This is a genomic window from Acinetobacter sp. ANC 3832 (assembly GCF_002135415.1).
Taxonomy (GTDB): domain Bacteria; phylum Pseudomonadota; class Gammaproteobacteria; order Pseudomonadales; family Moraxellaceae; genus Acinetobacter.
This window is the reverse complement of record NZ_NEGJ01000001.1, coordinates 366,804-389,882: the sequence shown is the minus strand read 5'-3', so window position 1 is coordinate 389,882 and position 23,079 is coordinate 366,804. Positions and strand designations below refer to the sequence as shown.

Annotated in this window: 24 protein-coding genes; 17 read left to right on the top strand and 7 right to left on the bottom strand. The window is 37.2% G+C overall.

From position 1 onward, the window contains the following. The first annotated feature begins 65 nt into the window (after positions 1-65). The 4 genes from B9T35_RS01845 (at position 66) to B9T35_RS01830 (ending at position 4,838) form a co-directional block, all read left to right on the top strand. Positions 66-1,520, top strand: a complete 1,455-nt coding sequence (locus B9T35_RS01845; RefSeq protein ID WP_086189423.1) for a C13 family peptidase — start codon at positions 66-68, stop codon at positions 1,518-1,520. Between the two features lie 42 nt (positions 1,521-1,562). Beyond that, on the top strand, positions 1,563-2,399 hold the full coding sequence (gene fghA / locus B9T35_RS01840; protein ID WP_086189422.1) for an S-formylglutathione hydrolase: 837 nt from the start codon (positions 1,563-1,565) through the stop codon (positions 2,397-2,399). Positions 2,400-2,613: 214 nt separating this feature from the next. Then, the gene (locus B9T35_RS01835) at positions 2,614-3,702 is read left to right on the top strand and encodes a YjgN family protein (protein WP_086189421.1); all 1,089 of its coding nucleotides are present in this window, start codon (positions 2,614-2,616) and stop codon (positions 3,700-3,702) included. Positions 3,703-3,722: 20 nt separating this feature from the next. After that, positions 3,723-4,838: a M48 family metallopeptidase gene (locus tag B9T35_RS01830; RefSeq protein WP_086189420.1), complete on the top strand. Its 1,116-nt coding sequence runs from the start codon at positions 3,723-3,725 to the stop codon at positions 4,836-4,838. A 67-nt stretch (positions 4,839-4,905) separates the two neighbouring features. On the opposite strand, the gene B9T35_RS01825 is transcribed toward B9T35_RS01830, so the two are convergent. After that, positions 4,906-5,184: a DUF2218 domain-containing protein gene (locus B9T35_RS01825; protein WP_086189419.1), complete on the bottom strand. Its 279-nt coding sequence runs from the start codon at positions 5,182-5,184 to the stop codon at positions 4,906-4,908. A 290-nt stretch (positions 5,185-5,474) separates the two neighbouring features. Between B9T35_RS01825 and rpe the strand changes: the two genes are divergently transcribed. The 4 genes from rpe to B9T35_RS01805 all read left to right on the top strand — a co-directional run bounded on the left by rpe (position 5,475) and on the right by B9T35_RS01805 (position 9,793). Further along, the gene (gene rpe, locus B9T35_RS01820; RefSeq protein ID WP_086189418.1) at positions 5,475-6,161 is read left to right on the top strand and encodes a ribulose-phosphate 3-epimerase; all 687 of its coding nucleotides are present in this window, start codon (positions 5,475-5,477) and stop codon (positions 6,159-6,161) included. 390 nt (positions 6,162-6,551) lie between these two features. Further along, positions 6,552-7,088 carry a hypothetical protein gene (locus B9T35_RS01815; protein WP_086189417.1) on the top strand — a complete coding sequence of 179 codons (537 nt, stop codon included), beginning with the start codon at positions 6,552-6,554 and terminating at the stop codon, positions 7,086-7,088. A gap of 46 nt (positions 7,089-7,134) precedes the next feature. Continuing rightward, complete coding sequence (locus tag B9T35_RS01810) at positions 7,135-8,877, top strand: multicopper oxidase domain-containing protein (protein WP_086189416.1); 1,743 nt, start codon at positions 7,135-7,137, stop codon at positions 8,875-8,877. Further along, positions 8,864-9,793: a copper resistance protein B gene (locus B9T35_RS01805; protein ID WP_086189415.1), complete on the top strand. Its 930-nt coding sequence runs from the start codon at positions 8,864-8,866 to the stop codon at positions 9,791-9,793. Before B9T35_RS01810 ends, B9T35_RS01805 begins: the two co-directional genes overlap by 14 nt. A gap of 85 nt (positions 9,794-9,878) precedes the next feature. Here B9T35_RS01805 and B9T35_RS01800 read toward each other — a convergent pair whose 3' ends face one another. Then, a complete protein-coding gene (locus B9T35_RS01800) occupies positions 9,879-10,370 on the bottom strand; it encodes a DUF6985 domain-containing protein (protein ID WP_086189414.1) in 492 nt (163 codons plus the stop codon). 241 nt (positions 10,371-10,611) lie between these two features. On the opposite strand from B9T35_RS01800, the gene sugE reads away from it, so the two are divergent. Genes sugE through B9T35_RS01785 form a run of 3 tightly spaced genes read left to right on the top strand, consistent with a single transcriptional unit; the run spans position 10,612 to position 12,177 of the window. After that, complete coding sequence (gene sugE / locus B9T35_RS01795; protein WP_086189413.1) at positions 10,612-10,929, top strand: quaternary ammonium compound efflux SMR transporter SugE; 318 nt, start codon at positions 10,612-10,614, stop codon at positions 10,927-10,929. Between the two features lie 47 nt (positions 10,930-10,976). Further along, positions 10,977-11,462 (top strand): methylated-DNA--[protein]-cysteine S-methyltransferase, encoded by a 486-nt coding sequence (locus tag B9T35_RS01790; protein WP_086189412.1) that lies wholly within the window; start codon positions 10,977-10,979, stop codon positions 11,460-11,462. Positions 11,463-11,505: 43 nt separating this feature from the next. Beyond that, positions 11,506-12,177 (top strand): nuclease-related domain-containing protein, encoded by a 672-nt coding sequence (locus B9T35_RS01785; RefSeq protein ID WP_086189411.1) that lies wholly within the window; start codon positions 11,506-11,508, stop codon positions 12,175-12,177. Between the two features lie 4 nt (positions 12,178-12,181). Here the strand turns inward: B9T35_RS01785 and B9T35_RS01780 are convergent, their stop codons facing one another. Beyond that, complete coding sequence (locus B9T35_RS01780) at positions 12,182-12,733, bottom strand: XAC2610-related protein (protein ID WP_086189410.1); 552 nt, start codon at positions 12,731-12,733, stop codon at positions 12,182-12,184. A gap of 114 nt (positions 12,734-12,847) precedes the next feature. Beyond that, positions 12,848-13,615, bottom strand: a complete 768-nt coding sequence (locus B9T35_RS01775; protein WP_086189409.1) for a hydroxymethylpyrimidine/phosphomethylpyrimidine kinase — start codon at positions 13,613-13,615, stop codon at positions 12,848-12,850. Positions 13,616-13,739: 124 nt separating this feature from the next. Between B9T35_RS01775 and B9T35_RS01770 the strand changes: the two genes are divergently transcribed. Beyond that, positions 13,740-14,396, top strand: coding sequence for an HAD-IA family hydrolase (locus B9T35_RS01770; RefSeq protein WP_086189408.1), 657 nt, complete (start codon positions 13,740-13,742; stop codon positions 14,394-14,396). A gap of 90 nt (positions 14,397-14,486) precedes the next feature. Here B9T35_RS01770 and B9T35_RS01765 read toward each other — a convergent pair whose 3' ends face one another. Continuing rightward, positions 14,487-14,951 (bottom strand): Lrp/AsnC ligand binding domain-containing protein, encoded by a 465-nt coding sequence (locus tag B9T35_RS01765; protein WP_086189407.1) that lies wholly within the window; start codon positions 14,949-14,951, stop codon positions 14,487-14,489. A 138-nt stretch (positions 14,952-15,089) separates the two neighbouring features. On the opposite strand from B9T35_RS01765, the gene B9T35_RS01760 reads away from it, so the two are divergent. From B9T35_RS01760 to B9T35_RS01740, 5 genes are all read left to right on the top strand, one after another. After that, positions 15,090-16,349, top strand: coding sequence for a D-amino acid dehydrogenase (locus tag B9T35_RS01760; protein WP_086189406.1), 1,260 nt, complete (start codon positions 15,090-15,092; stop codon positions 16,347-16,349). Positions 16,350-16,514: 165 nt separating this feature from the next. Then, complete coding sequence (gene alr / locus B9T35_RS01755; protein ID WP_086189405.1) at positions 16,515-17,639, top strand: alanine racemase; 1,125 nt, start codon at positions 16,515-16,517, stop codon at positions 17,637-17,639. Between the two features lie 10 nt (positions 17,640-17,649). Continuing rightward, on the top strand, positions 17,650-18,024 hold the full coding sequence (locus B9T35_RS01750) for a RidA family protein (RefSeq protein WP_213033342.1): 375 nt from the start codon (positions 17,650-17,652) through the stop codon (positions 18,022-18,024). A gap of 268 nt (positions 18,025-18,292) precedes the next feature. Then, positions 18,293-19,723: an amino acid permease gene (locus tag B9T35_RS01745; RefSeq protein ID WP_086189404.1), complete on the top strand. Its 1,431-nt coding sequence runs from the start codon at positions 18,293-18,295 to the stop codon at positions 19,721-19,723. A gap of 171 nt (positions 19,724-19,894) precedes the next feature. After that, positions 19,895-21,022: an acyltransferase family protein gene (locus B9T35_RS01740; protein WP_086189403.1), complete on the top strand. Its 1,128-nt coding sequence runs from the start codon at positions 19,895-19,897 to the stop codon at positions 21,020-21,022. 81 nt (positions 21,023-21,103) lie between these two features. On the opposite strand, the gene hemJ is transcribed toward B9T35_RS01740, so the two are convergent. Further along, positions 21,104-21,556: a protoporphyrinogen oxidase HemJ gene (gene hemJ / locus B9T35_RS01735; protein WP_086189402.1), complete on the bottom strand. Its 453-nt coding sequence runs from the start codon at positions 21,554-21,556 to the stop codon at positions 21,104-21,106. A gap of 90 nt (positions 21,557-21,646) precedes the next feature. Continuing rightward, a complete protein-coding gene (locus tag B9T35_RS01730) occupies positions 21,647-22,879 on the bottom strand; it encodes a beta-ketoacyl synthase N-terminal-like domain-containing protein (protein WP_086189401.1) in 1,233 nt (410 codons plus the stop codon). Positions 22,880-23,079: the final 200 nt, after the last annotated feature.

Genomic DNA, 23,079 nt, shown 5'->3' with positions numbered 1-23,079 from the left:
GATAAAATATTAACCGAGCATAAACTAGGTGGGCTGCTTGAAGCCACCTGCCATAACTGAATCCTATGATAGACCTAAAACCCTCAATTAACTTTTGGCATGATTTAAAAAGTAACCAACGTGCAGGGATATGGTTATTTTTAGGGTCACGTAAATCGCTTCAAATCGTTCGGCCCTCTATTCTCCAATTGGTTTTTTGGGGAGTGTTGGGTGGCTGTGCCAATACTTTATTTAGTTGGTTGGTTGCAGGGGATGGTGGCGTATTTAATCGTCAAGGCTTAGTCAGTTATGCCTTGTGGCCATTTATTGCTTTAATTGTCGGTATTTTCTTATCACAACGGACGAATAACTCTCGATTAATGTTGGTTCCTGCATTGTTATGGTTGGTACTTGACACCCATATCATGCTGTTTCAATGTTTGGTGCAATATTTAGGTAATTTAGATTATCTTCCGAATATTCTGTACGACTATATTCCAACTTTATTTATCTTGTTGTTTGTTTGGCAAAGTTTAGCCGTGATTTGGGTTATTTCCAGAGAGCTTAAATGGCCATGGTGGGAACGTGCGCTGATTATGCTGGCAACGTTTTTTACTTTATCTGTTTGGCAAGTTTCAATTAAAGACCAACCAATTTGGAAAGTGGAAGAAACCCCACCGACCTTGTCTGAAAATGCACTGTATGATCAAAGTCGCGTATTGAATAAAGCATTAGAACAAGTTCAATTTGGTGAATTTGCACAAACCCATTGGTATTTTTTAGGCGTGGGTGGAGCAAGCTATCAAGATGTCTTTAAATTTGAAATTGAACGAATTAAAGAACAATTTGATACACGGTTTGGTACTTTTGGTCGTTCAATGGAATTGATTAACAATCCAGACACCACAACAGAGATTCCGATTGCATCCCGTACCAGTATGGAAATGGCACTGCGCCGAATGGGCCAGCAGATGAACCGTGAAAGTGATGTGTTATTTTTATATATGACATCACATGGTCTCCCAAATCAGTTTGAAATGGAAAATGCACCGATTGATTTAAATGATGTTGACCCGAAATGGTTGCGTGAAACTTTAGATAAATCGGGTATTCGTTGGAAAGTGATTGTAATTTCAGCGTGCTATTCAGGTAGTTTTATTCCTGCTTTACAATCTCCAGATACTTTAATTATTACCGCATCTGCGGCAGATCGTGCATCATTTGGATGTTCGAGTGAGTCTGATTATACTTATTTTGGCCGCGCGTTTTTTGATCAAGCAATGCGTGAACAAACTACTATGAAATCTGCTTTTAGCCAAGCCAGCGAAACAGTGGCGAAGTGGGAAAGCGCACAAGGTTTTGAGCCATCTGAACCGCAATGGGTGATTGGTAAAAATATGGAATTAATGTTGCCTCAATTAGAAAAACATTTATTTCCACAAAGTAATGTTCAACCTACTGCACAAGCGATTCGTCATATCGAGAATGACGCTTTAAACAGTCAACTTGATCAAACTAAAAGTATGAGCGCGACACATTAGATAACTATTTAGTATCCCCATAGCATTTAAAGGAAGAATTGAATGGAACTGCTTCAAAAAAATAAATGTTTTGATGGTGAGCAACGTATTTATCAAATGTACTCATCTTTCTTGAAAGGGCTAACCAAGTTTTCGGTGTATTTACCACCTCAAGCGTTGAAAGCCCAGAAATGTGCTGCTGTGTTTTATTTGGCAGGTTTAACATGTACTGAAGAAACGTTCATTATCAAGGCACATGCGCAACGTTTAGCAGCTCAATTGGGATTGATTTTAATTTGCCCAGATACATCACCACGTGGTGATGATGTTGCTCAGGCAGACTCATGGGATTTAGGGCAGGGTGCAGGTTTTTATTTAAATGCAACTCAATCGCCATGGTCAGCGCATTATCAGATGGAAAGTTATATTGTTGATGAGCTTTATTCAAAAGTATTGCAAGAGCTACCCATTCAAAAAAATGCCATTGGAATTCTAGGGCACAGTATGGGCGGTCATGGTGCATTGACGTTAGCTTGGAAGTATCCAGAGAAATTTAAATCAGTTTCTGCTTTTGCTCCGATTTGTGCACCAAGTGTTTGTCCTTGGGGCGAGAAAGCTTTTTCTCATTATTTAGGTGGTGATCAGAGTGAATGGGCAAAACATGATGCAGAGCAATTGGTTTTAGTCAAAGGAAAGCTGTTTGATGAAGTTCTCATTGATCAAGGGGTTAATGATCAATTTTATAGTCAACTTAATCCTGAAAAATACCAGAAAGCGTGTAATAAAGTGGGTCAGAAACTGACCCTTAGATTGCATGATGGCTATGATCATGGTTATTACTTTATTCAAAGCTTTATTGATGATCATCTACAATTTCATGCCTTACAATTGCAGAAGTAAACATTGAATTATTGGTTTTGATAGCAGAACGATCATTTTAATATTTGATCTAAGAAACTGAATTATGCAAAAATAGAGCAAAAGATAAATGTTGTTTATATTTTGTTCTATTTTATTTTGTGTTAAAAAAATATAAACTCTAGATAACTTTGATTATTTTTAAAAAGTTAATTTTTATTCCAAAAATGATGACATGCTAAAATAAGAGAAAATAATGCAAGAACAAAACCCTCCATTTTTTCCAGATTCAGCACCACCAGATTTTCCACCGCCTATTCCTTTTGAACCATTACAGTTAACTGGTTCAGGTAGTGTGTATCGATTTAAGTTTTATGGTGATGCCAATGAATATTTTGGTATTTGGATCGTCAATATCTTACTGACGATTGTTACTTTGAGCCTTTATGCGCCGTGGGCAAAAGTTCGTCGTTTGCGCTATTTTTATGGTAATTCTGAATTTATCGATCGTAAATTTGATTTTACAGGCGTGCCTAAGAAAATTTTAATTGGTCGCTTAATTGCATTAGGGATTTATGCAGGTATTTCGATTGGTGCTCAATATTCAATTAATGTCTCAATTTTTGGTTTTCTAATTCTGTATTTAGCGATTCCTTGGCTTATTTGGGCAACGCTCAGATTTACAGCTCGAAATAGTAAATATGGCAATAGTCGTTTTTATTTTGGTGGCACGACCAAAGATTCTTATATCGCGTTGATTACAGGAGTTCTAATCTATATTTTTACCTTAGGACTTTTCACACCTGTATTGATTTGGCTTTATAAACGTTATTGCATCAATAACCTATATGCAGGGCAGTTGAAGTTTCAACTCCATGCAGATTGGCCTGCTTATATGCGTGCAGTATATATTCCTATTTTTATGTTTTTAGGCATTATTTTAGTTTTGGTGATTTTAGGTTTCATGTTGGCATCTCGCCCTGACCAAGCTCTAGTGTTCTTTGGTATTGGTTATGCTTTTGTATTGTTCTTTATTTGGCCGTTAATATCTGCCCGTATTTTTATCACCACTTGGAATAATACGACGGTCGGAAACAGCCAATTTCAAACAGATTGTAATCAATGGCGCTATGCATGGATTGTCGGTTCAAATTGGATTGTAAAAGTTTTATCGATTGGCTTGATGTCTGCGTGGGCAGCAATTCGTTTATATCGATATCAAATAGAATCTTTAAGTTTGACTTTATTTGATGATCCAAATGAAATGATGAATCAAGCTCAAGAAGATCACAGTGCTATTGCCGAAGAAATTAGTGACATCTTTGACATCGATGTTTCACTATAATGCTATGAGATCAATAATTAATGTCTTCTACTGAATCTGTTATTTATTATGATGGTGTGGTTTCAAAACCACGCCAAGCTGAAATTTCACCCATCAATCAAGATTCAGTTTTGCTTCGTTATGGTGATGCACTTGAATTGAAGCAGCAATATCTTTATAGCGAGATGATTTTGATCGGTGCTTTAGGGAAAATTAAGCCTGTTATTGAACTGAAAAATGATGCAAGAATTGAATTTAAAAATGAATTGCCTGACTGGTTTAACATTAAACAAAAAGATATTTATCAGTCGATTTGGAAGTTAGAACGATCACCGAGTTTAATTTTATTTAGTGTGGTTTTTGTAGTGGCTTTCGGTTTTGCTTTAGTGAAATGGGGGATTCCTTTCACCTCTCACTATCTTGCTTTTCAATTGCCTGAAAATACGCTGACTAAAATTGGTAATGAAGCAGAAGAATATGTCCTGAATAATTTGACTCAGCCTAGTCAGCTTTCTCAAGGGCAGAAAGATCAAATCAAATCAGATTATTTATTGAATGTCGCGGAAGGTAGACCTGCCAAATTGGTGTTCCGAGAAGGTGATTACTTAGGAGCGAATGCGGTCGCTTTGCCGAATAATACCATTATCATTACTGATGAATTGGTTGAGTTGGCACATAGCGACCAAGAAATTATAGGTGTACTGGCGCATGAGCAAGGACATTTGGTCCAACGTCATAGTTTACAACAAGGGCTTTCAAGCTTAGGGTTTAGTGTTTTATATATTGCAATGACTGGGGATAGTTCAGATTTATTAACTTCATTACCTGCTGCGATGATCGGTGCCAATTATTCACGTAAATTTGAACAGGAAGCCGATTTATATGCTTTGAACTCAATGTATAAACATCATATTGAAGTTTCTCATTTTGCTAATTTTTTACAGCGATTAAATGAAGAGTCAGATAAAGTTGAAGGGAAAACTGAAAAGAATCCTAAAAAAGATGAAAAACAAATGGATCAGCAGAAACCCAAAACTTTAGAAATTTTAGATGCTTTATCTTCACATCCTGCGACAGAAGAGCGGATTCAAATGGTACGTGATTTTGAAGCGAAGCATCCCCAAATCAATATGCAAAAGCCAAGCACTAAAGAGTGAAACATCCAACAGCGAGCATTGAATGATGAGGTATCCAACAGCCATCTAAATAGATGGCTGTTTTTATTTAACTCAGATGTTGCCATTCTACAAAAAATTCTTGTTGTGCCATACGATTCAAGTGGTCAATCACCACATGTTCTATACGAGTGTAATCTTCAAGTTGTGTGTCTATATCAACGAGTAAAGCATTTGTTTCAGCAGTTAAAACAACGGTTGTTTCAGGCATAAAAATACTAAATACAGTTTCTGTTTCAGTGACTTCAAATTTGTGTTTCCAGTGGTTTAAAAGTCGTTTCGCAATGCGCTTGGCTTCAGCGGTTGAAATTGAAGTATGGCTTTTCATTCTTAGACACTCTTAAGTTTGAAGTTTAATCTAGCAAAATTAAGATAATAAATATGCCGTAGAAATGGAACAATACGTTGCATTTTTGCAATGCTTTTACTTTTAGAACTAGAATAAACATCTTACAGCAGTACCTACAGTCTCTTTTTTTCTCCTAAAAAGAGAAATGAAAAAGATTGCTGAAAGGTTTCTAATTTGGCTAAGCCACAAAAGAATCTGGATTTGAAAAGTCGAAACGGGTCAAGTTTGCTATAATTACGATATTCACAAATTCACAGCTAGGTTGTCTCATGTCCAAGCCTTATTTAATCGCACCTTCAATTCTATCTGCAGATTTTGCTCGCTTAGGAGAAGAAGTTGAGAACGTACTTGAATCAGGTGCAGATGTTGTCCATTTTGATGTGATGGATAACCACTATGTGCCGAACTTAACTTTTGGTGCAGGAATCTGTAAGGCGTTGAAAAAATATGGGATTAAAGCACCGATTGATGTGCATTTAATGGTTTCACCTGTAGACCGCATGATTGGTGATTTTTTGGATGCAGGTGCAGATATTATTACCTTTCATCCAGAAGCATCGCATCATATTGACCGTTCATTACAGTTGATTAAAGATGGTGGAGCAAAAGCAGGTTTAGTGTTTAATCCAGGTACACCTTTGCATTATCTAGACTATGTTTTGGATAAAGTCGATCAAATTTTAATTATGAGTGTCAACCCCGGTTTTGGCGGTCAAAAATTCATTCCAATGACTTTAGAAAAATTACGCAAAGCACGCCAAATTATTGATGCTTCGGGTCGTGATATTCGCTTGGAAGTAGATGGTGGTGTTGGACCTGCAAATATTCGTGAAATTGCGGAAGCGGGTGCAGATATGTTTGTTGCAGGTTCAGCAATTTTTGGCAAACCTGATTATAAAGCTGTGATTGATGAAATGCGTGCTGAGTTGGCAAAAGTGGGTTCAGTTAACGTTTAAATCTTTGCACAATTTAGTTATGTGAATTGTGGATAAGTTTGATGATAACTCGGTGGATAAGTGTGTTGATAACGCTATGGATAAACTGCGTATAGATTAAACAATGTGAGATCAACCGTTTATCATCTAGTCAAAAAATGTATAAAAAGAGCTCAAATGAGCTCTTTTTTTATCGTAAATGTCTTTTAAGTAGGCGCTTGATTATTCATCTGTGGTTAATAACACGGCTGTATAAATATGAACCAGCGCAGTGCTTGCTTACTCAAAGTATTGGATGACGATTTGCTAATCCAAAATTTATTGGCTATGCTTTGAATATTCGTCATAAATACAACCATAGGTTTTATTTTGTTCACACAACTCAGCAAACAGATGTGGTTTGTTTGTCTTATGGTTTTTGCCGTAGGCTGGAGTGGTGTGTCTGTTGCATCGACAAAGAATATGCATTTAGAAATGCAGATTCAACATCAACAGATGATGCAATCAAATTCGGAAGTACCGAATGATGATTTATCAACGAATGACTTATCAAGCACGGATCAATCAAAAGCAGATTCAGTGACTCCTGAACACGACATGTCAAAAATATCAGTTGCTCAGATGAAAAGCCATTGTCAGCAGATGATGGAGCAGAATCAAAATCATACGATGTCAGTAAAGTCTAAAGATGCAACATCCACAGATTTAAATGATATGGCTTTGAAAGCCAGTTGTATGTTTGTATCCGATTCAGGAAAAATACAGCATCAGCAATGCCCTGATTGTAGCTTAATGGCATGTCAGGCAATGATTGTATGGTTGAATGTTGCTCCTGTTGAGTTTTCTCAGCCTATTGTGGCTTATCAAAAACAATCGTCACAGCACGATTATCAAGCTCAGCATCTTGCAGGGCATTGGCAGGAAATTCTTCGCCCTCCTAAAGCTTAATCTTGGAATAAAAAACGCATTTTATTTTTAAGATTAAGGTCAAATTATGTCTATTTTTATCAAGCAAAGCTTGCTTTTGGGCTTATGTCTCTCTGCATCTACATGGGTATTTGCAGAAGTGAAAGAATATCATCTGAATATTGCTGAAGGTACAGTCAATATTACAGGTAAGCCAGTAAAACGTATTACGGTAAATGGTCAATTCCCTGCGCCTCTTTTAGAGTTTGAAGAAGGTGATGACGCTGTTATTCACGTGCATAATAATTTAAAAAATCAGGATTCTTCAATTCATTGGCATGGTTTATTGCTACCCGGTTTGATGGATGGTGTGCCAGGCTTTAATGGTTTTAATGCCATCAAACCGAATGGAGATTTTGTTTATAAATTTAAAGTACGCCAAAGCGGAACCTATTGGTATCACGCACATTCCAAAGGTCAGGAGCAGGATGGTTTATATGGCTCATTGGTGATTTATCCGAAAGGTAAAAAGCCATTAGCAACACATGAACAGGCTGATCGTGATTATGTGGTGATGCTGTCTGATTTTCATGACTCGACCAGTGATCAGATCATGAAAAATCTAAAAAAATCTGCGGAGTATTATCAAAACCAACGTGAAACAGTTGCTGATATTTTAAAGCAAGTGAAACGAGATGGTGTGAAATCAGCATGGCAAGATCGTTCGATGTGGAATCAGATGCGCATGCTGAAAACTGATTTATCTGATGTGACGGGTTATACCTTTTTAGTGAATGGCAAAACACCTGAGCAAAATTGGACAGGCATGTTTAAGCCAAATGAGAAAGTGCGCTTACGTTTTATTAATGCCTCGGCAATGTCGTTCTTTGATGTCCGTATTCCACATTTAAAAATGATGGTAGTCAGTGCAGATGGTCAACCTGTGCAACCTGTTCCTGTTGATGAGTTTCGAATTGGTACGGCTGAAACCTATGATGTGATTGTTGAGCCTAAAGCAGAACATTATCAGATTGAAGCAGAATCGATTGATCGTTCAGGTTTTGCAATCGGAACTTTGCATAATGAAATGAATCCAATGGCACATGGTGTTCATCTGCCTGAACCGCGTCCACGTTCTTTGTTGACGATGGAAGATATGGGGCATGGTTCAATGTCTGATATGGATCATTCACAGCAGAGCAAAACAGCATCTGCATTAATCCCTAAAAATGATCAAATTGCGTATGGTTGGGTAAATGCATCAACACCCAAAGGTGATAAAGCTTTGCAATATGCAGACTTAAAATCACTCACGCCACAAAAAGATACGCGGGAAGCAAGTAGTGAATTGGTGATTCGTTTAGGCGGTACGATGGAGCGTTATATTTGGACCATCAATGGTAAAAAATTTAGTGAAGCTGAACCTTTAAAAGTGAAGTTCGGTGAACGTATCCGTTTGAAATTTATCAATGACAGTATGATGGCGCATCCTATGCATTTACATGGCATGTTTATGCAATTGGAAAATGGTCAGCCTATGGTAGATATGCCGAATAAGCATACTGTGATTGTGCTACCAGGCAAAACGGTGACGACTTTATTGACGGCTGATGAGTTGGGTGAATGGGCAATTCATTGCCATTTGCTGTATCACATGAGTGCAGGAATGATGAATAAGTTGATTGTTGCCAATGTATCGGATGGTAACGTTTCTACTCAGCCATTAAAACCTCAGTTAGATGATGGGTCAAAGAGCAAAACAACAATGCTAATGGATATGAAAGGGGATGCTTCTCTTCAGAATCAGGAGAAAAGCCATGCACATCATTAATCTTTTTTCAAAAACAGTTTTAAGCAGTTCAATTTTGATGATGAGTAGTGTGATTTGGGCACATGAAGGGCATGACATGATGATGTCTAATGCTCAGCCAATGGTGACAGTAGAATCCGCTGTTCCATCTACCATGTCTATGTCTGATCACTCGATGCATGGTACAGTAACGCAGTTACATTCAGTAGAATCGACTCAAAAAGATGATCAATCTGAAAACTTTCAATCTTCAAGCTCGATAGATCAAAGTCATGATCATCATAAAGAACATGGTGGTCAAATTAATCAAGCAACCACTGTGGAAAACAAGTGGATGTTGAATGAAGATGGTCAGGGTGAATTGCAGTCCAAAATTGATACGTGGGTGGGTTCGGATGAAAATAAATTATTCTTCAAAGGGCATTTGAGTAAAGCTGAATCTACTTTAGAACATTATGATATTGCCGCTTTATATAGCCGTAATGTTGCGGATTTCTGGGATGTTCAGGCAGGTGTTCAGTACTTGTATGATAAAAATAAACCGAGTGACAAAGATCAAGTTAAAGCAATGTTGGGTGTACATGGGATGGCACCTTATTTCTTTGAAACGGATACTTATCTGCATATCGGTCAAGATCAGCAAGTGTTACTCAGTTTAGAAACAGAACGGGATTTTTTATTCACACAAAAATTGATTACTCAGCCTTATTTAGATGCTGAAATTGTGTTGAGTGATGATTCTAAATTTGCCAAAAAGACAGGTTTATCCAGTATTCAAGCAGGTATTCAAAACCGTTATGAAATCAGCAAAAAAGTGATGCCGTTTGTTGATGTCGCTTATCGTTATGACAAAGGCAATGAGCAGACAGTGTGGCAAGGGCGTTCTGATTCTGAATCAGGTTGGTTATATGGTGCAGGGATCAGCTTTAAATTTTAATATTTTAAATGGTCAATTTTCCTAGCAACAAAATGCCACTTTACGATAGTGGCATTTTGTTGGATGTCTTACATAAAGAGTTAGTCTAAGTTTCAGCAATTCCACCGACTTGTATCAGCTCATTGTTTTCTAATTTAAATTCAAGACCATGTTCCGTATCTAAATCATAATGAATGAGGATTCGAATGGTATTTGGTGTGGATACTCTTAAATGCAACATGGTTTGAATATATGAATTATGGGCATTTATATCTGTAATATTTAAAGGACTTTGACCTGATTTTTCAGCATTTTCATAGTAATGTGCATAGAGTTTTTGATAGCGTTCAAAAGCTTTGTTTTGAATGCTCTGCAAATGATCTTCAATATTGAATAAAAATGCTTGATAGGTTTTCGCATATTCATCTAATTGATTTTCTGAGGGTAGATCTTCAATTTCATCACCATTTTCATCAAATTCATCTCCTAAAAAGATTTCTCTTGAGGCATTTTCATTAAAAAATGGATGTGAAAATTGCGTGATTGAGCTAAAACCTGCCCAACTTTCAGAAACTTCTCCCCAATATGCATGTTTCATTTTTCTAATTCTCATCAGTTTTTGATTCATAAAATGATTATAGAGAAGCACTTTTAAAAAAAAGAGACGAAAGGGTAAGTTTTGGTCAAAAAATGTAATTTATTCTTATTTATAGCGTCATATTTTATATAATCTTCAGGCAATTAAGGAGGAACGACCTCCATCATTATTCTTCATATATTTATAATAGTGAGAAAATTCGTCAGGACGACCTGACTCTAATCAATTGGAGACAGGCATCATGGCTTGGTTTGTTCTTATTTTGGCGGGTTTGTTTGAAGTGGTTTGGGCATATTCAATGAAAATGTCTGACGGCTTTAGTAAGCTAACCCCAAGTATTATTACGCTTGTATTTATGATTTTGAGTTTTGGTTTATTGGCTTATGCAATGCGAACTCTACCACTCGGAACTGCGTATACCATCTGGACAGGAATTGGTGCCATTGGTTCTTTCCTAATTGGTATTTTTATCTTAGGTGAACCTGCAACGGCTATGCGAATGTTGGCTGCGGTATTGATTGTTGCTGGTTTAGTACTGATGAAATTATCTTCATCATAATATGATTTTTAAATAGATTTAAAAATATTGAACCATGGGAGAGGTTAATGAAACTCGTATTTACTGAAATGGCTTCTCCTGTGGGTTTACTGAAATTAGTTGCAACAGATCAGGCTTTAGTTGCTGTGCTTTGGGAAAATGAGAATCCTAAACGAATACGTCTAGCTGAACTGGTTGAAGATAAAAAGCATCCAATTTTATTGGAAACTCAAAAACAATTAAATGAATATTTTGTGGGTCAACGCACTCAGTTTGATTTACCTTTAGATTTTGAAGGTACAGAATTTCAAAAGAAAATTTGGCAAGCTTTATTAACGATTCCATTTGGTGAAACACGTAGTTATAAGCAAATTGCCGAGCAGGTTGGAAATGTTAAAGCTGTTCGTGCAGTGGGTGCAGCCAATGGTAAAAATCCAATTTCAATTATTGCACCGTGCCATCGAGTGGTGGGTGCAAATGGAAAGTTAGTGGGTTTTGCAGGTGGGTTGGAGAATAAAAGTATTTTATTAGAACTAGAAATTTCAAATATGTAAAGATTTTATGTTATTGTTATTTAAAATATAATGCGCTTTTTAAATGATAAATATTTCACAAATTTTTGGCCCTCTATTTTCTCAATTATGGTGGATCGTTTTATTATTCATTGTTATTGGTTTGTTTAAAGCATTTAAGCCATTTATTAAAGGTAAACTTGGGGAATTTGCTGTCAGCACGCATGTAAAGCTGTATTTGGATAAAGAATATATTTTATTAAATGATTGTACTTTGCCTGATGAACAGAATAAAACGACACAAATTGATCATATTTTATTAAGTCCTTATGGTATTTTTGTGATCGAAACAAAGAACTATAAAGGTTGGATTTTTGGTAGTGAGCGTCAGAAAACATGGACGCAAAAAATCTATAAAAAGTCATTCAAATTTCAAAATCCTTTACACCAAAATTATAAGCATCATAAAGTTTTGGAACAGGTATTGAGTGATATTGTCGATCCTACATTGATACATTCTATTGTTGTATTCATGCCTGATTGTGAATTTAAAACTGAAATGCCGATGAATGTTTTTCGTGGAGCTGGTTGGACAGATTATGTGAAAACTTTTAGCAGTGACATTATTTCATCAACGAAGTTAAAACGAATACAGCTACGTATTGAAAAAGAAATTTTAGAAAAATCATGGAAGACCAATCGACAACATGTACAAAACTTAAAAGAGCAACACGCAGATAAGTCAGCAGAATATTAACGCTTTATTCGCTCTCATCTTTTGATTTTATCCAGCGCCATTGTCCCTTGTTAAACTGATAAGTATCTGTCCACCAACGCGCGCCACCACGACATGAACTGCTCATTTGGCGCTTGGTGGGAAAGAGACGAATATCGGTAAAAGCTGTGCATTGAGAATGGCTAAAATCAAACTTTTCCTGATCAATAACTTCAAAATTTTGGGTTTTAGGTTGATACAGAAATATATCAAATACTTGATAAACGCCCATCCCCATATCAGGTGCTGATATTGAAAAATCAGTCAAGCCATCAAAATTATAATCAGCAAAATAAATATGACGAGTAGATTGATAAGGTAATTCAGCAATTGAAAATTGTTGTTTTTTTAGTTTATTTTTCATTATTAACTGTGCAGGTGCATCATCACTATTTTCATTAAAAATAAACTGAATGTTTTGCCCATTTAATTTGAATTCAGTATTTCCTTTTACTGCCTGAGAAGTTGGTAGTGCGAAAGAAATAGAATGAAGAGTGAATATAGTAAGAAGTGCGAATGTTCTTTTTATTATGTTCATGTTAATTCCTTAAAGTTTCATCAAATCAGCTTGATGAAACTTGGATTCTAAAAAGTTAAATCGTATATAGATGTAAATCGCTTCTAGGGCTTTAGAAATAGTTATCTTAGAAAATCAAAACCGTTTCGGAATCTTCTGTCCATTTAGAACAGGGCTTTCAGCATTTTTCAATACACCGAAGAGCCATGCTTCAGCATGATTTACAGCAACTTTTAATTCATCAGCTTGAGCCAAACGACCTGCAATAAAACTTGCCAATGAACAACCTGAACCGTGATATTCGCCATCTAAACGAGGACAACGTGTTTCAGAAACTAATTCGCCATTGATATATAAAGCATTGCGAATATAGTCAGGTGTATCTTCATGGCCGCCTTTAACGAGTACAGCTTGTGCACCCATTTCAAAAAGCTTGGCTGTGGCTTTTTCTAACTCTTGCTCACCGGTTAAAGCACGCAATTCGACAGTATTTGGCGTAATCACGGTAGCAAAAGGAACAAGTTCTGCAAATGCTTTCACTAAAGTTTCTTGATTGCCTAATGAACCACCACTGTTGGCGACAAGAACAGGATCTAGTACATATAAATAATCAGGATGTGCACGTAAAAACTCCGCTAAAGTTGCAATGTTATCTGTTGTTCCCAACATGCCAGATTTAATACATGAAATGGGTAAGTCATTCACGACAGCATTGGCTTGAGCAAGTAATAATTCTTTTGATGTCGCTTCAAAGCCAAAAACTTGTTGAGAGTTCTGAATCGTGAGTGCGGTACAGGCAATGGCTGCATGCGCGCCACTTTGACCAATCGCTTCAATATCGGCTTGTAAACCTGCGCCACCAGATGGATCTAAACCAGAAAAACAAAGTACAGTCGGGCGCACAATGATGTCCTTAATACATAAAATTTGCGTTAGTATAGGCAACTTTAAGCGAAGTCTCGATACTAATTGTGAAATTAGCATTTGGAATGCGCTTATTGCCAAAATAGACAAATAGGGTTAGGTCGTGATTAAGAATATTTTGATAGATTTGGATGGAACATTAACCGACCCTAAAGTAGGTATTACTACTTCCGCACGTTATGGTTTAGCAAAAGTGGGACATTCAATTGCGGAATCTGAAAATATTGACTGGATTATTGGACCGCCGTTAAAAGCATCTTTGGCGAAAATTTTAAATGTATCTGTAGATAATGATTTAGCTGAACAGGCTTTGCTGGGCTATCGTGAACGCTTTGCTGTTACAGGTTTATTTGAAAATGAAGTATTTGCAAATGTAGCGGAAACCTTAAAGCAACTACAAGAGCAAGGGTATCGTCTATTTTTGGCGACAGCAAAACCAGAAATTTATGCCAAACGAATCTTAGAGCATTTTAATTTACTGCAATATTTTGAGTACCCTTATGGTAGCGAGCTAACAGGTGAGCGTACCAATAAGGGCGATTTAATTGAGTATATTCTTCAACAAGAAAAACTCGACCCTAAAGAATGCTTAATGATTGGAGATCGAGAGCATGATATTTTAGGTGCACGTCGCAATGGGATTGAAACGATTGCTGTAGAGAATGGCTATGGTTCAAAAGCAGAACTGGATGAAGCTCAGCCTAAAGCTCGAATTCAACAGTTTTCGCAAATTACACAACTTTTAGCCGCTCAGGTCTAAGCAATACGGTTAAAAAGCCCTGAGCTCATTTAGATAGAGAGTGATTTTTCACTCTCTTTTTTATATAAGATGCCTAATATTCGCCGTATATTATTTCACATCCAAATACAGCGTTTCTTTAATTTCTTCCATCACAATATAACTATGTGAAGATGCTGAAGAGGGTAATTTTTTCAGTAAATCACCCAATAAACGACGATAAGTACTCATTTCTTTTAAACGTGCTTTAACCAAATAATCAAAATTTCCTGAAATTAAATGGCATTCTTGTACTTCAGGTATTTCCATTAAATCTTTAGCGACTTGTTCAAAAACATCACCCGACTTTGCAGATAAGCTAATTTCCAAAAACACCAATAAATTACGATCTAAATGCTTTGGGTTTAACCGTGCATGGTAGCCCATAATAATTTCATCACGCTCTAAACGTTTTACGCGTTCCGAACACGGTGTTGTTGATAAATTTACACGTGACGCAAGTTCACTAATTGCGATTCTGCCTTCCTTTTGCAAAATATCTAAAATCATACGATCAATACGATCTAATGTGCGCATCAATTATTTCCTTTATTTAGATTTATTACACGACAAAAATGTTAAATCACCTAGATTATAGTATTAAAATTGGTGAAATAAACTATTAAATGACAAATATACTAGTTAAATAAACTAATAAGTGCAAAGGGATGCGTCATGCGTGTAATCGTCTTAGGTAGTGGTGTAATTGGTGTTGCAAGTGCGTATTACCTAGCGCAGCAGGGAGCAGAAGTTACCGTTTTAGACCGTCAAACAGGTCCTGCGGAAGAAACCAGTTTTGGTAATGCAGGACAAATCTCTCCGGGCTATTCTACGCCATGGGCTGCACCTGGTATTCCATTTAAAGCAGTGAAGTGGATGTTTCAACATCATGCACCGCTTGCAATTAATATGGATGGCAGTATGTGGCAGTTACAGTGGATGGCACAGATGCTAAAAAACTGTAATCCACAAAGTTATTCAATTAACAAAGAACGAATGACACGAGTTGCAGAATACAGCCGTGATTGTTTAAGAGAGTTGAGAAAAGATACTGGTATTAGTTACGAACATCGCTCAAACGGAACATTACAATTATTTCGTAATGAAGCTCAGCTTGAAGCGGTACAACGTGATATTCAAGTCTTAAAAGAATGTGGCGTAGACTATCGTTTATTATTGAAAGATGATTTATCTAAAGTTGAACCTGCATTAGAACATGCCAAAGATAAATTGGTCGGTGGTTTGCATTTACCAAATGATGAAACAGGTGACTGCTATTTATTTACCAATGCCTTAGCCAATCTTGCAAAAGGTTTAGGTGTGGATTTCAAATTTAATCAGAATGTTGAAAAACTGGTGGTTGAAGGCAATGAAATCAAAGGTGTTGTGGTCGATGGGAAAGTACTGACTGCTGATAAATATGTATTGGCGTTTGGTAGTTATTCACGTGATTTTCTTAAACCGCTTGAGTTGAATTTACCCGTTTATCCTGTGAAAGGCTATTCACTGACCATTCCAATTGTAGATCCAGCCTACGCGCCTCAGTCTACAGTACTGGATGAAACCTATAAAATTGCAATTACGCGTTTTGATCAGCGTATCCGTGTGGGTGGTATGGCGGAATTGAGTGGTTTCAATCATGGTTTAAACCTAGATCGTCGTGCAACTTTGGAAATGGTCACTCAAGATTTATTCCCAGGCGGTGATTTGGCTCAAGCTTCTTTCTGGACAGGCTTACGTCCAATGACCCCAGACAGTACGCCAATTATCGGTGCAACGCGTTTTAAAAATCTATTCCTTAATACTGGTCATGGAACTCTAGGTTGGACGATGGCGTGTGGTTCAGGAAAATTAATTAGCGATATTGTGTTGAATCATAAACCTGATATTAGTACCGATGGTTTATCCATTAAACGCTATCCAAGTGCTGCCTAACTTTTTCAGTCAATAGATACTACATCAACATGCACAAGCTCTTTATTTTTTTCTTTAAGGATAAATAAAGGGTTTTATGCAAAAGTTGAATATTGAGTTCAGTTGTTTAGATCGATCAAGTTAGATCAATTCAGTTTAGAAAAAAATTATTCAGGGAAGAATAAAATGCCACGTCCAATTACAGCGGTTATTCATCACGATGCATTGCAACATAATTTAAGTATTGCACGAGAAATGGCACCCGATAGTCAAGTTTTCGCTGTGGTCAAAGCCAACGCTTATGGTCATGGCATTGAACGGGTGTATTCATCCTTTAAAACGGCTGATGGTTTTGCTTTATTGGATATTGAAGAAGCAAAGCGAATTCGTGCTTTAGGATGGACAGGTACAATTTTATTATTGGAAGGCATTTTTTCAGCTCAAGATTTATTTGATTGCGATCAATACAATCTGAGTTTTACTGTTCACAGTCAGCATCAGATTGACTGGATTCAGCAATATGCTGTTATTCAAAACCAGCAAGATCAAAAAATAGTCCAATTTGATATTTTTTTAAAAATGAACAGTGGAATGAATCGTCTCGGATTTAATCCAGAACACTATCAATCTGCATGGCATCAACTCAACAGTCTAAATTCTATTCATTCGATCACGCATATGATGCATTTTTCAGATGCAGATGGTGAGCGCTTTGGAAGATCTGGCATAGAATACCAACGCCAAATTTTTGAAGAAGCTATTCGGGATTTACCGGGTAAAAGATCACTCAGCAATAGTGCAGCGACGCTACGCTATTCGAAACAACTACATTCTGATTATGTCCGAAGTGGCATTATGTTGTATGGCAGTTCACCTGATTACCCTGAACATAATATTCAGGATTGGAAGCTTGAACCGACAATGAGCCTGCGAAGTGAAATTATCGCAATCCAAAATTTAGAAGCCAATGAAACAGTGGGCTATGGTTCACGTTTTATTGCAAAACAAACCATGAAAATTGGCATAGTCGCTTGTGGCTATGCAGATGGTTATCAACGAATTTCTACCGATGCGCCTGTATTGGTGAATTCAATTCGAAGTCAAACGATTGGTCGAGTCAGTATGGATATGCTCGCAGTTGATTTAACCCATGTTGAAAATGCAGAAATTGGTAGTGAAGTGGTGCTGTGGGGTAAATCCTCAAGCGGTGCTGTATTACCCATTGATGAAGTGGCAATCAGTTCAGGCACAGTCGGCTATGAGCTGATGTGTGGCGTAACAAACCGTGTAAATTTTGTAAATGAACATTAAGGATATAAAAATGTCAAACAACGAACAATTGAATCAAGATATACAGAAAATAAATAGTAATGGTGTCATGAGTGCTGTGACTATTTTCAATAAAGTGGTTTATTTATCAGGTCAGGTTCCTAAAAACACAGCGTTGGATGTTGTTGGTCAAACGCAAGAAATTTTAGCGACGATTGACCAATTGCTTGCTTTAGCAGAGACAGATAAATCACGCTTATTGTCAGCGCAATTGTATATCAAAAATCTTGCTGATTTTTCAGAAGTAAATGCTGTTTGGATTGATTGGATGAAAGATTGTGTAGCGCCGTCAAGAGCGACTATTCAAGCAGACTTGGTTAATCCAGATTGGCTGATTGAAATTGCAGTAACCGCCGCTCAAAAATAATAGAGCTTTAATTGGACTTCTTGCATAGCACCTTTAATTTTTCCTTTAATGAAAAGTAAAAAGGGCTTTTGAATCATTATGCAAGAGGTCTATTTCTCATTCTTTATTTCTCCCAAATTTTAGCAAGGAAAAAGATCATAAATAAATGAAAAGAAAATGATTCTTTTCGTGTGTATTTCAGATAGGTAAATCGCACTGATACTGGAACGTTCAGTTGTGTTTGATACACGGTTTACTTGCTTTAAAAATTTTAAAAGGATGTTTTATCATGACAACAACACATCAAACTGATGACGAGCATGCGTCGCCTCACGAGTTACAGCGGAAACTGTCCAATCGCCATTTACAGTTAATTGCCATTGGTGGGGCGATTGGTACAGGTTTATTTATGGGTTCGGGCAAGACAATTTCACTTGCTGGTCCATCTATTCTCATTATTTATATGATTATTGGTACGATGTTTTTTTTCCTCATGCGTGCATTAGGGGAAATGCTTCTTGCCAATTTACACTACAAATCCTTTATTGATATGGCACACGACCTGATTGGTCCAAGTGCAGGTTACTATATTGGTTGGTCCTATTGGTTAGGCTGGATTCTGGTTGGTATTGCAGATTTAGCCGCCATTATTAACTATCTGGGGTTCTGGCTACCCGAAGGCGTGGCTTTTACCCCCATGGGACAGGCTTTAATTAGTGCGGGTTGTGTCCTTTTTGTATTGGGAATTAATTTACTGACAGTCAAACTGTTTGGCGAAATTGAGTTTTGGTTTGCCCTGATTAAGATCATGGCCATTATTGGACTGATCGTCATTGGTGCCGTGATGGTATTCACTCATTTCCATTCTCCAGATGGTTCTATCGCAAGTTTTAGTAATGTCTGGTCACATGGGGGAATGTTCCCTAAAGGGGGCAGTGGTTTCTTAGCCGGCTTCCAAATTGCGTTATTTGCCTTTGTTGGTGTAGAGCTGATTGGAACTATGGCAGCAGAAACCAAAGATCCTGAAAAGAACTTACCTAAAGCCGTGAATGCAATTCCAACTCGAATCATTTTGTTTTATGTTTTAGCATTGTTTATTGTAATGTCAGTGACACCATGGAATCTCATTCCTGCGGATCAAAGCCCATTCGTTACATTATTCTTGCATGCAGGTATTCCAACCTCAGCCATTATTATGAATCTTGTGGTTTTATCATCAGTAATGTCATCAATGAACAGTGGTGTATTCTCTACAAGCCGTATGTTGTTCGGTTTGGCGAAAGATGGACAAGCACCTCAAGCATTGAGCAAATTGTCTAAACGTGCCGTTCCTGCAAAAGGCTTAATCTTTTCCTGCTTCTTTATTATGGCAGGCGCAGCATTACAATATTTTGTACCAAATACAATTGAAGCTTTCACTTTAGCAAGTTCGCTTTGTGTGATTCTATTCATCAGCATTTGGAGCATTATTATGGTGTGCTACATTCGCTATAGAAAGATTAACCCTGAATTACATGAGAAATCGACCTTTAAAATGCCAGGTGGCGTGTGGATGTCGTACATTGTATTAATCTTCTTATTCTTCACTTTAATTATTCTGGCTTTAGAACCTGATACTTTGAAAGCTTTAATTATTAGCCCATTGTGGTTGATTATTTTGGCAGTCACTTATCAAGTGCTTTATAAACCACGAATGAAGAAGTTGAATAAAAAATTATAATCAGCAGTTGTTTCAAAGCCCTGATTTAAAGACCTAAAAAAGCTGATGTTGATCCATTAGCTTTTTTATTGTGAAAACAATTTCTTGCAATTTTGATATAAAAATCAAATGAAATAAGATGATCATTCGCATTTAATAGAGCTCTTTGAAAATAAGCGAAGCATGGATTGAATGCGAAATTATAAAATTGATGTGCTCCGTGGAATTTCCATTCTTTTGGTGCTACTGCATCACTTTAATATTCCTTATAAATTGCATGATACTTTTTTAGGTGTACAGGTTTTTGGAGAAAGTTTAAGTACCTTGGTCGCTCGTAATGGTAATTATGGTGTGACCATGTTCTTTGTTATTTCAGGATTTCTAATCACCCAACATACTTTAAAGCGTGATCATTCTTTGGCGAAGATTCGTATTAAAGATTTCTACATTCGTCGTATTGCCCGAATTATTCCCTGTTTGGTTTTATTGGTCGCAATAGTCACAGTTCTAGGAAGTTTGGGTTTAAAACCATTTATGAATCAAGCACCGAACGATATTGAAGTGTCTTATGGATTAACGGTTTTTTCTGCTTTTACTTTTTGGATGAATATCCTGATTATCAAATATGGTTGGGTGAACTATGGACTGGGTGTGTTGTGGTCATTATCGGTTGAGGAAGTTTTTTATTTGGCTTTCCCAATACTTTGTTTGATATTGGGGCGTGGCAAAGGCTTTATCCTCTTTCTGCTTGCTGTGATTTGTTATGCACCGTATTTTCGTTCTCTACATGCGGGTGAAGAAAGTGGCGCATATTTGTATCATTATTTTTCCAGTTTTGATGGCATAGCGATAGGCAGTTTAACTGCATTGATTGTTCATAAATTACAAGTAGCTCAAACCGTTCAGTGGAAAGGACAAGTTAAAGCCTTGTTGATAGTTTGCGTTTCTATTTTGATGATTGGCTTGTATGTGTATGCACCGATTAAAGAAGTTAGCACTTGGAGCATCAGTATTTTTGCACTGTTATCAGCAATCTTGATTTTCTGTTTTGCGCAGAACCCTCAAATAGAAGCTCAGTCACCAATTTCGAAAGTGATGGTTTGGATTGGGCAACGTAGTTATGAAATGTATTTATTTCACCTGATTGTTCTAGGGTTCTTTAAAGTCTTTTATTTTCCTAAAGAAACACTCCCTGCTGAAAAATTGATGTTACTCCCCATATTTTTTATTGCAACTTTTGTATTGAGCTGGGCGATTGAAAGGTATTATTCAACACCATTGAATGTGAAGATTCGGAAAAAATTAATTCGATCTGAATAATATAGTACTTTTGAATAATGCTTTTGTTTTGAAAAGTTCAATCATAAAAAACCTCCATTACGGAGGTTTTAAATTTGTATATTAGAAGGTCGGTTTTACTACTACTAATATTACCACTGCAAATAAAATCAAGGTTGGCATTTCATTAAAATAACGCCAAAACTTATGTGACTTATAATGTGCATTGCCAATCAGCTTTTTACGGTAATGACCACAAACAAAATGGTAAACCACCAATAGACCAACTAAGCCAACTTTTAGATAAAACCATGTTGCTTCGTGGTAATGCCGTGTTGCATCACCCCAATCCACCAAGAAATGTGCCGTGATGAGTGTAGCAATCATAGATGGCCACATAATCCCTCGGTACAACTTACGTTCCATGATCTCAAAACGTTGATGACTGACAACATCATCACTCATGGCGTGATAGACAAATAAACGTGGTAGATAAAACAGAGCAGCGAACCAGCATACGACTGCAATAATATGTAATGCCTTTACCCACAGGAAAGCATCAGAAGGAGCATCCATCAATTTACCCTTTTAAGGGCAGTGTGGCAGAAGTTGATCATTCAAAGTTATTTTAAACAGTAACATTGAATGATCAATAATTCTTAGCTCTTAACCTTCCCATTTTTTGAAAATGAGGCAGGCATTTACACCGCCAAAACCGAAACTGTTACTCATCACAGTATTCAATTTTGCGTCACGTTTTTCAAGTACGATGTCATAACCTTTTGTGCCTTCATCAAGCTCAGTCACATTGATGTTTGGTGCAATAAAGTCATTTTGCATCATCAGTACAGAATAAATTGCTTCTTGAACACCAGCAGCGCCCAAGCTATGACCTGTCATCGATTTGGTTGAGCTGAGTGGTGGAACATTTCCTTCACCAAAAGCGCGACCCATGGCTTGAAGTTCAGTCACATCACCAGCAGGGGTAGATGTACCATGTGTATTCACATAGTCAATTTTATCTACGCCATGTTGTTTGGCTTCTTCTAAAGCCATTAAGATACAACGTGTAGCGCCTTCACCGCTTGGTGCAACCATATCTGCACCATCAGAGTTAGCTGCATAGCCAACAACTTCAGCAAGAATATTTGCATCACGTGCTTGCGCATGTTCAAGTGATTCTAAAATCACAAAACCACCACCACCTGCAATCACAAAACCATCACGGTCAGCAGAGTATGGGCGTGAAGCTGTTTCAGCAACATCATTATATTTCGAAGATAATGCACCCATGGCATCAAATAATAAGCTTTGTGACCAGTGATCTTCTTCACCACCACCTGCAAGCATTAAATCTTGTTTGCCCAATTGGATGAGGTTGTATGCATAACCAATGGCATCGGCAGAGGTTGCACAAGCACTGGTAATTGAATGTGCAACACCTTGTAATTTAAATGCCACCCCGACGTTTGCTGTAATGGTATTTGACATATTGCGTGGCACAAAGAAAGGACCAATCTTACGTGCACCTTTGCTGTCTAAAAGATCTTTCATTTCGACAACTGAAGCAGTAGAACCACCACCTGAACCGCCTGCAATACCATAACGAGGGTTGCTACCCATTTGCTCTGGTGTTAACCCTGCATGCTCAATTGCAGCTAAAGCAGCATTGTAGGCATACATTGCACATACACCCATAAAACGCTTAAGTTTACGGTCAATACCATCAAAGTCCTGTACAGCTGCTGCACTGACATGACTTTTAAAATTCAGCTCAGCATAAGTCGGATTGTGGCGTGTGCCCGAAATTCCATTTTTTAATGAATGGGTCACATCCTCTAACGAGTTACCTATACACGAGTTAATACCCATACCCGTAATAACAACACGACGGTTCATGCAAAGTCCTTTATTTTAGAATACAGAATGAATGTTTACATTTAAACGTGTTTACTTTTTCAGTTCAATGGCGAAAGATATTGATTCTTGTCCATCATTTGAATCCACATATTGAATGTTTAAAACCTAACTAAATAATTGAAAATAGGTAGATTTGTTATTTGTGTAATAAAATGAATTCATGGGTGATATTTAGATCA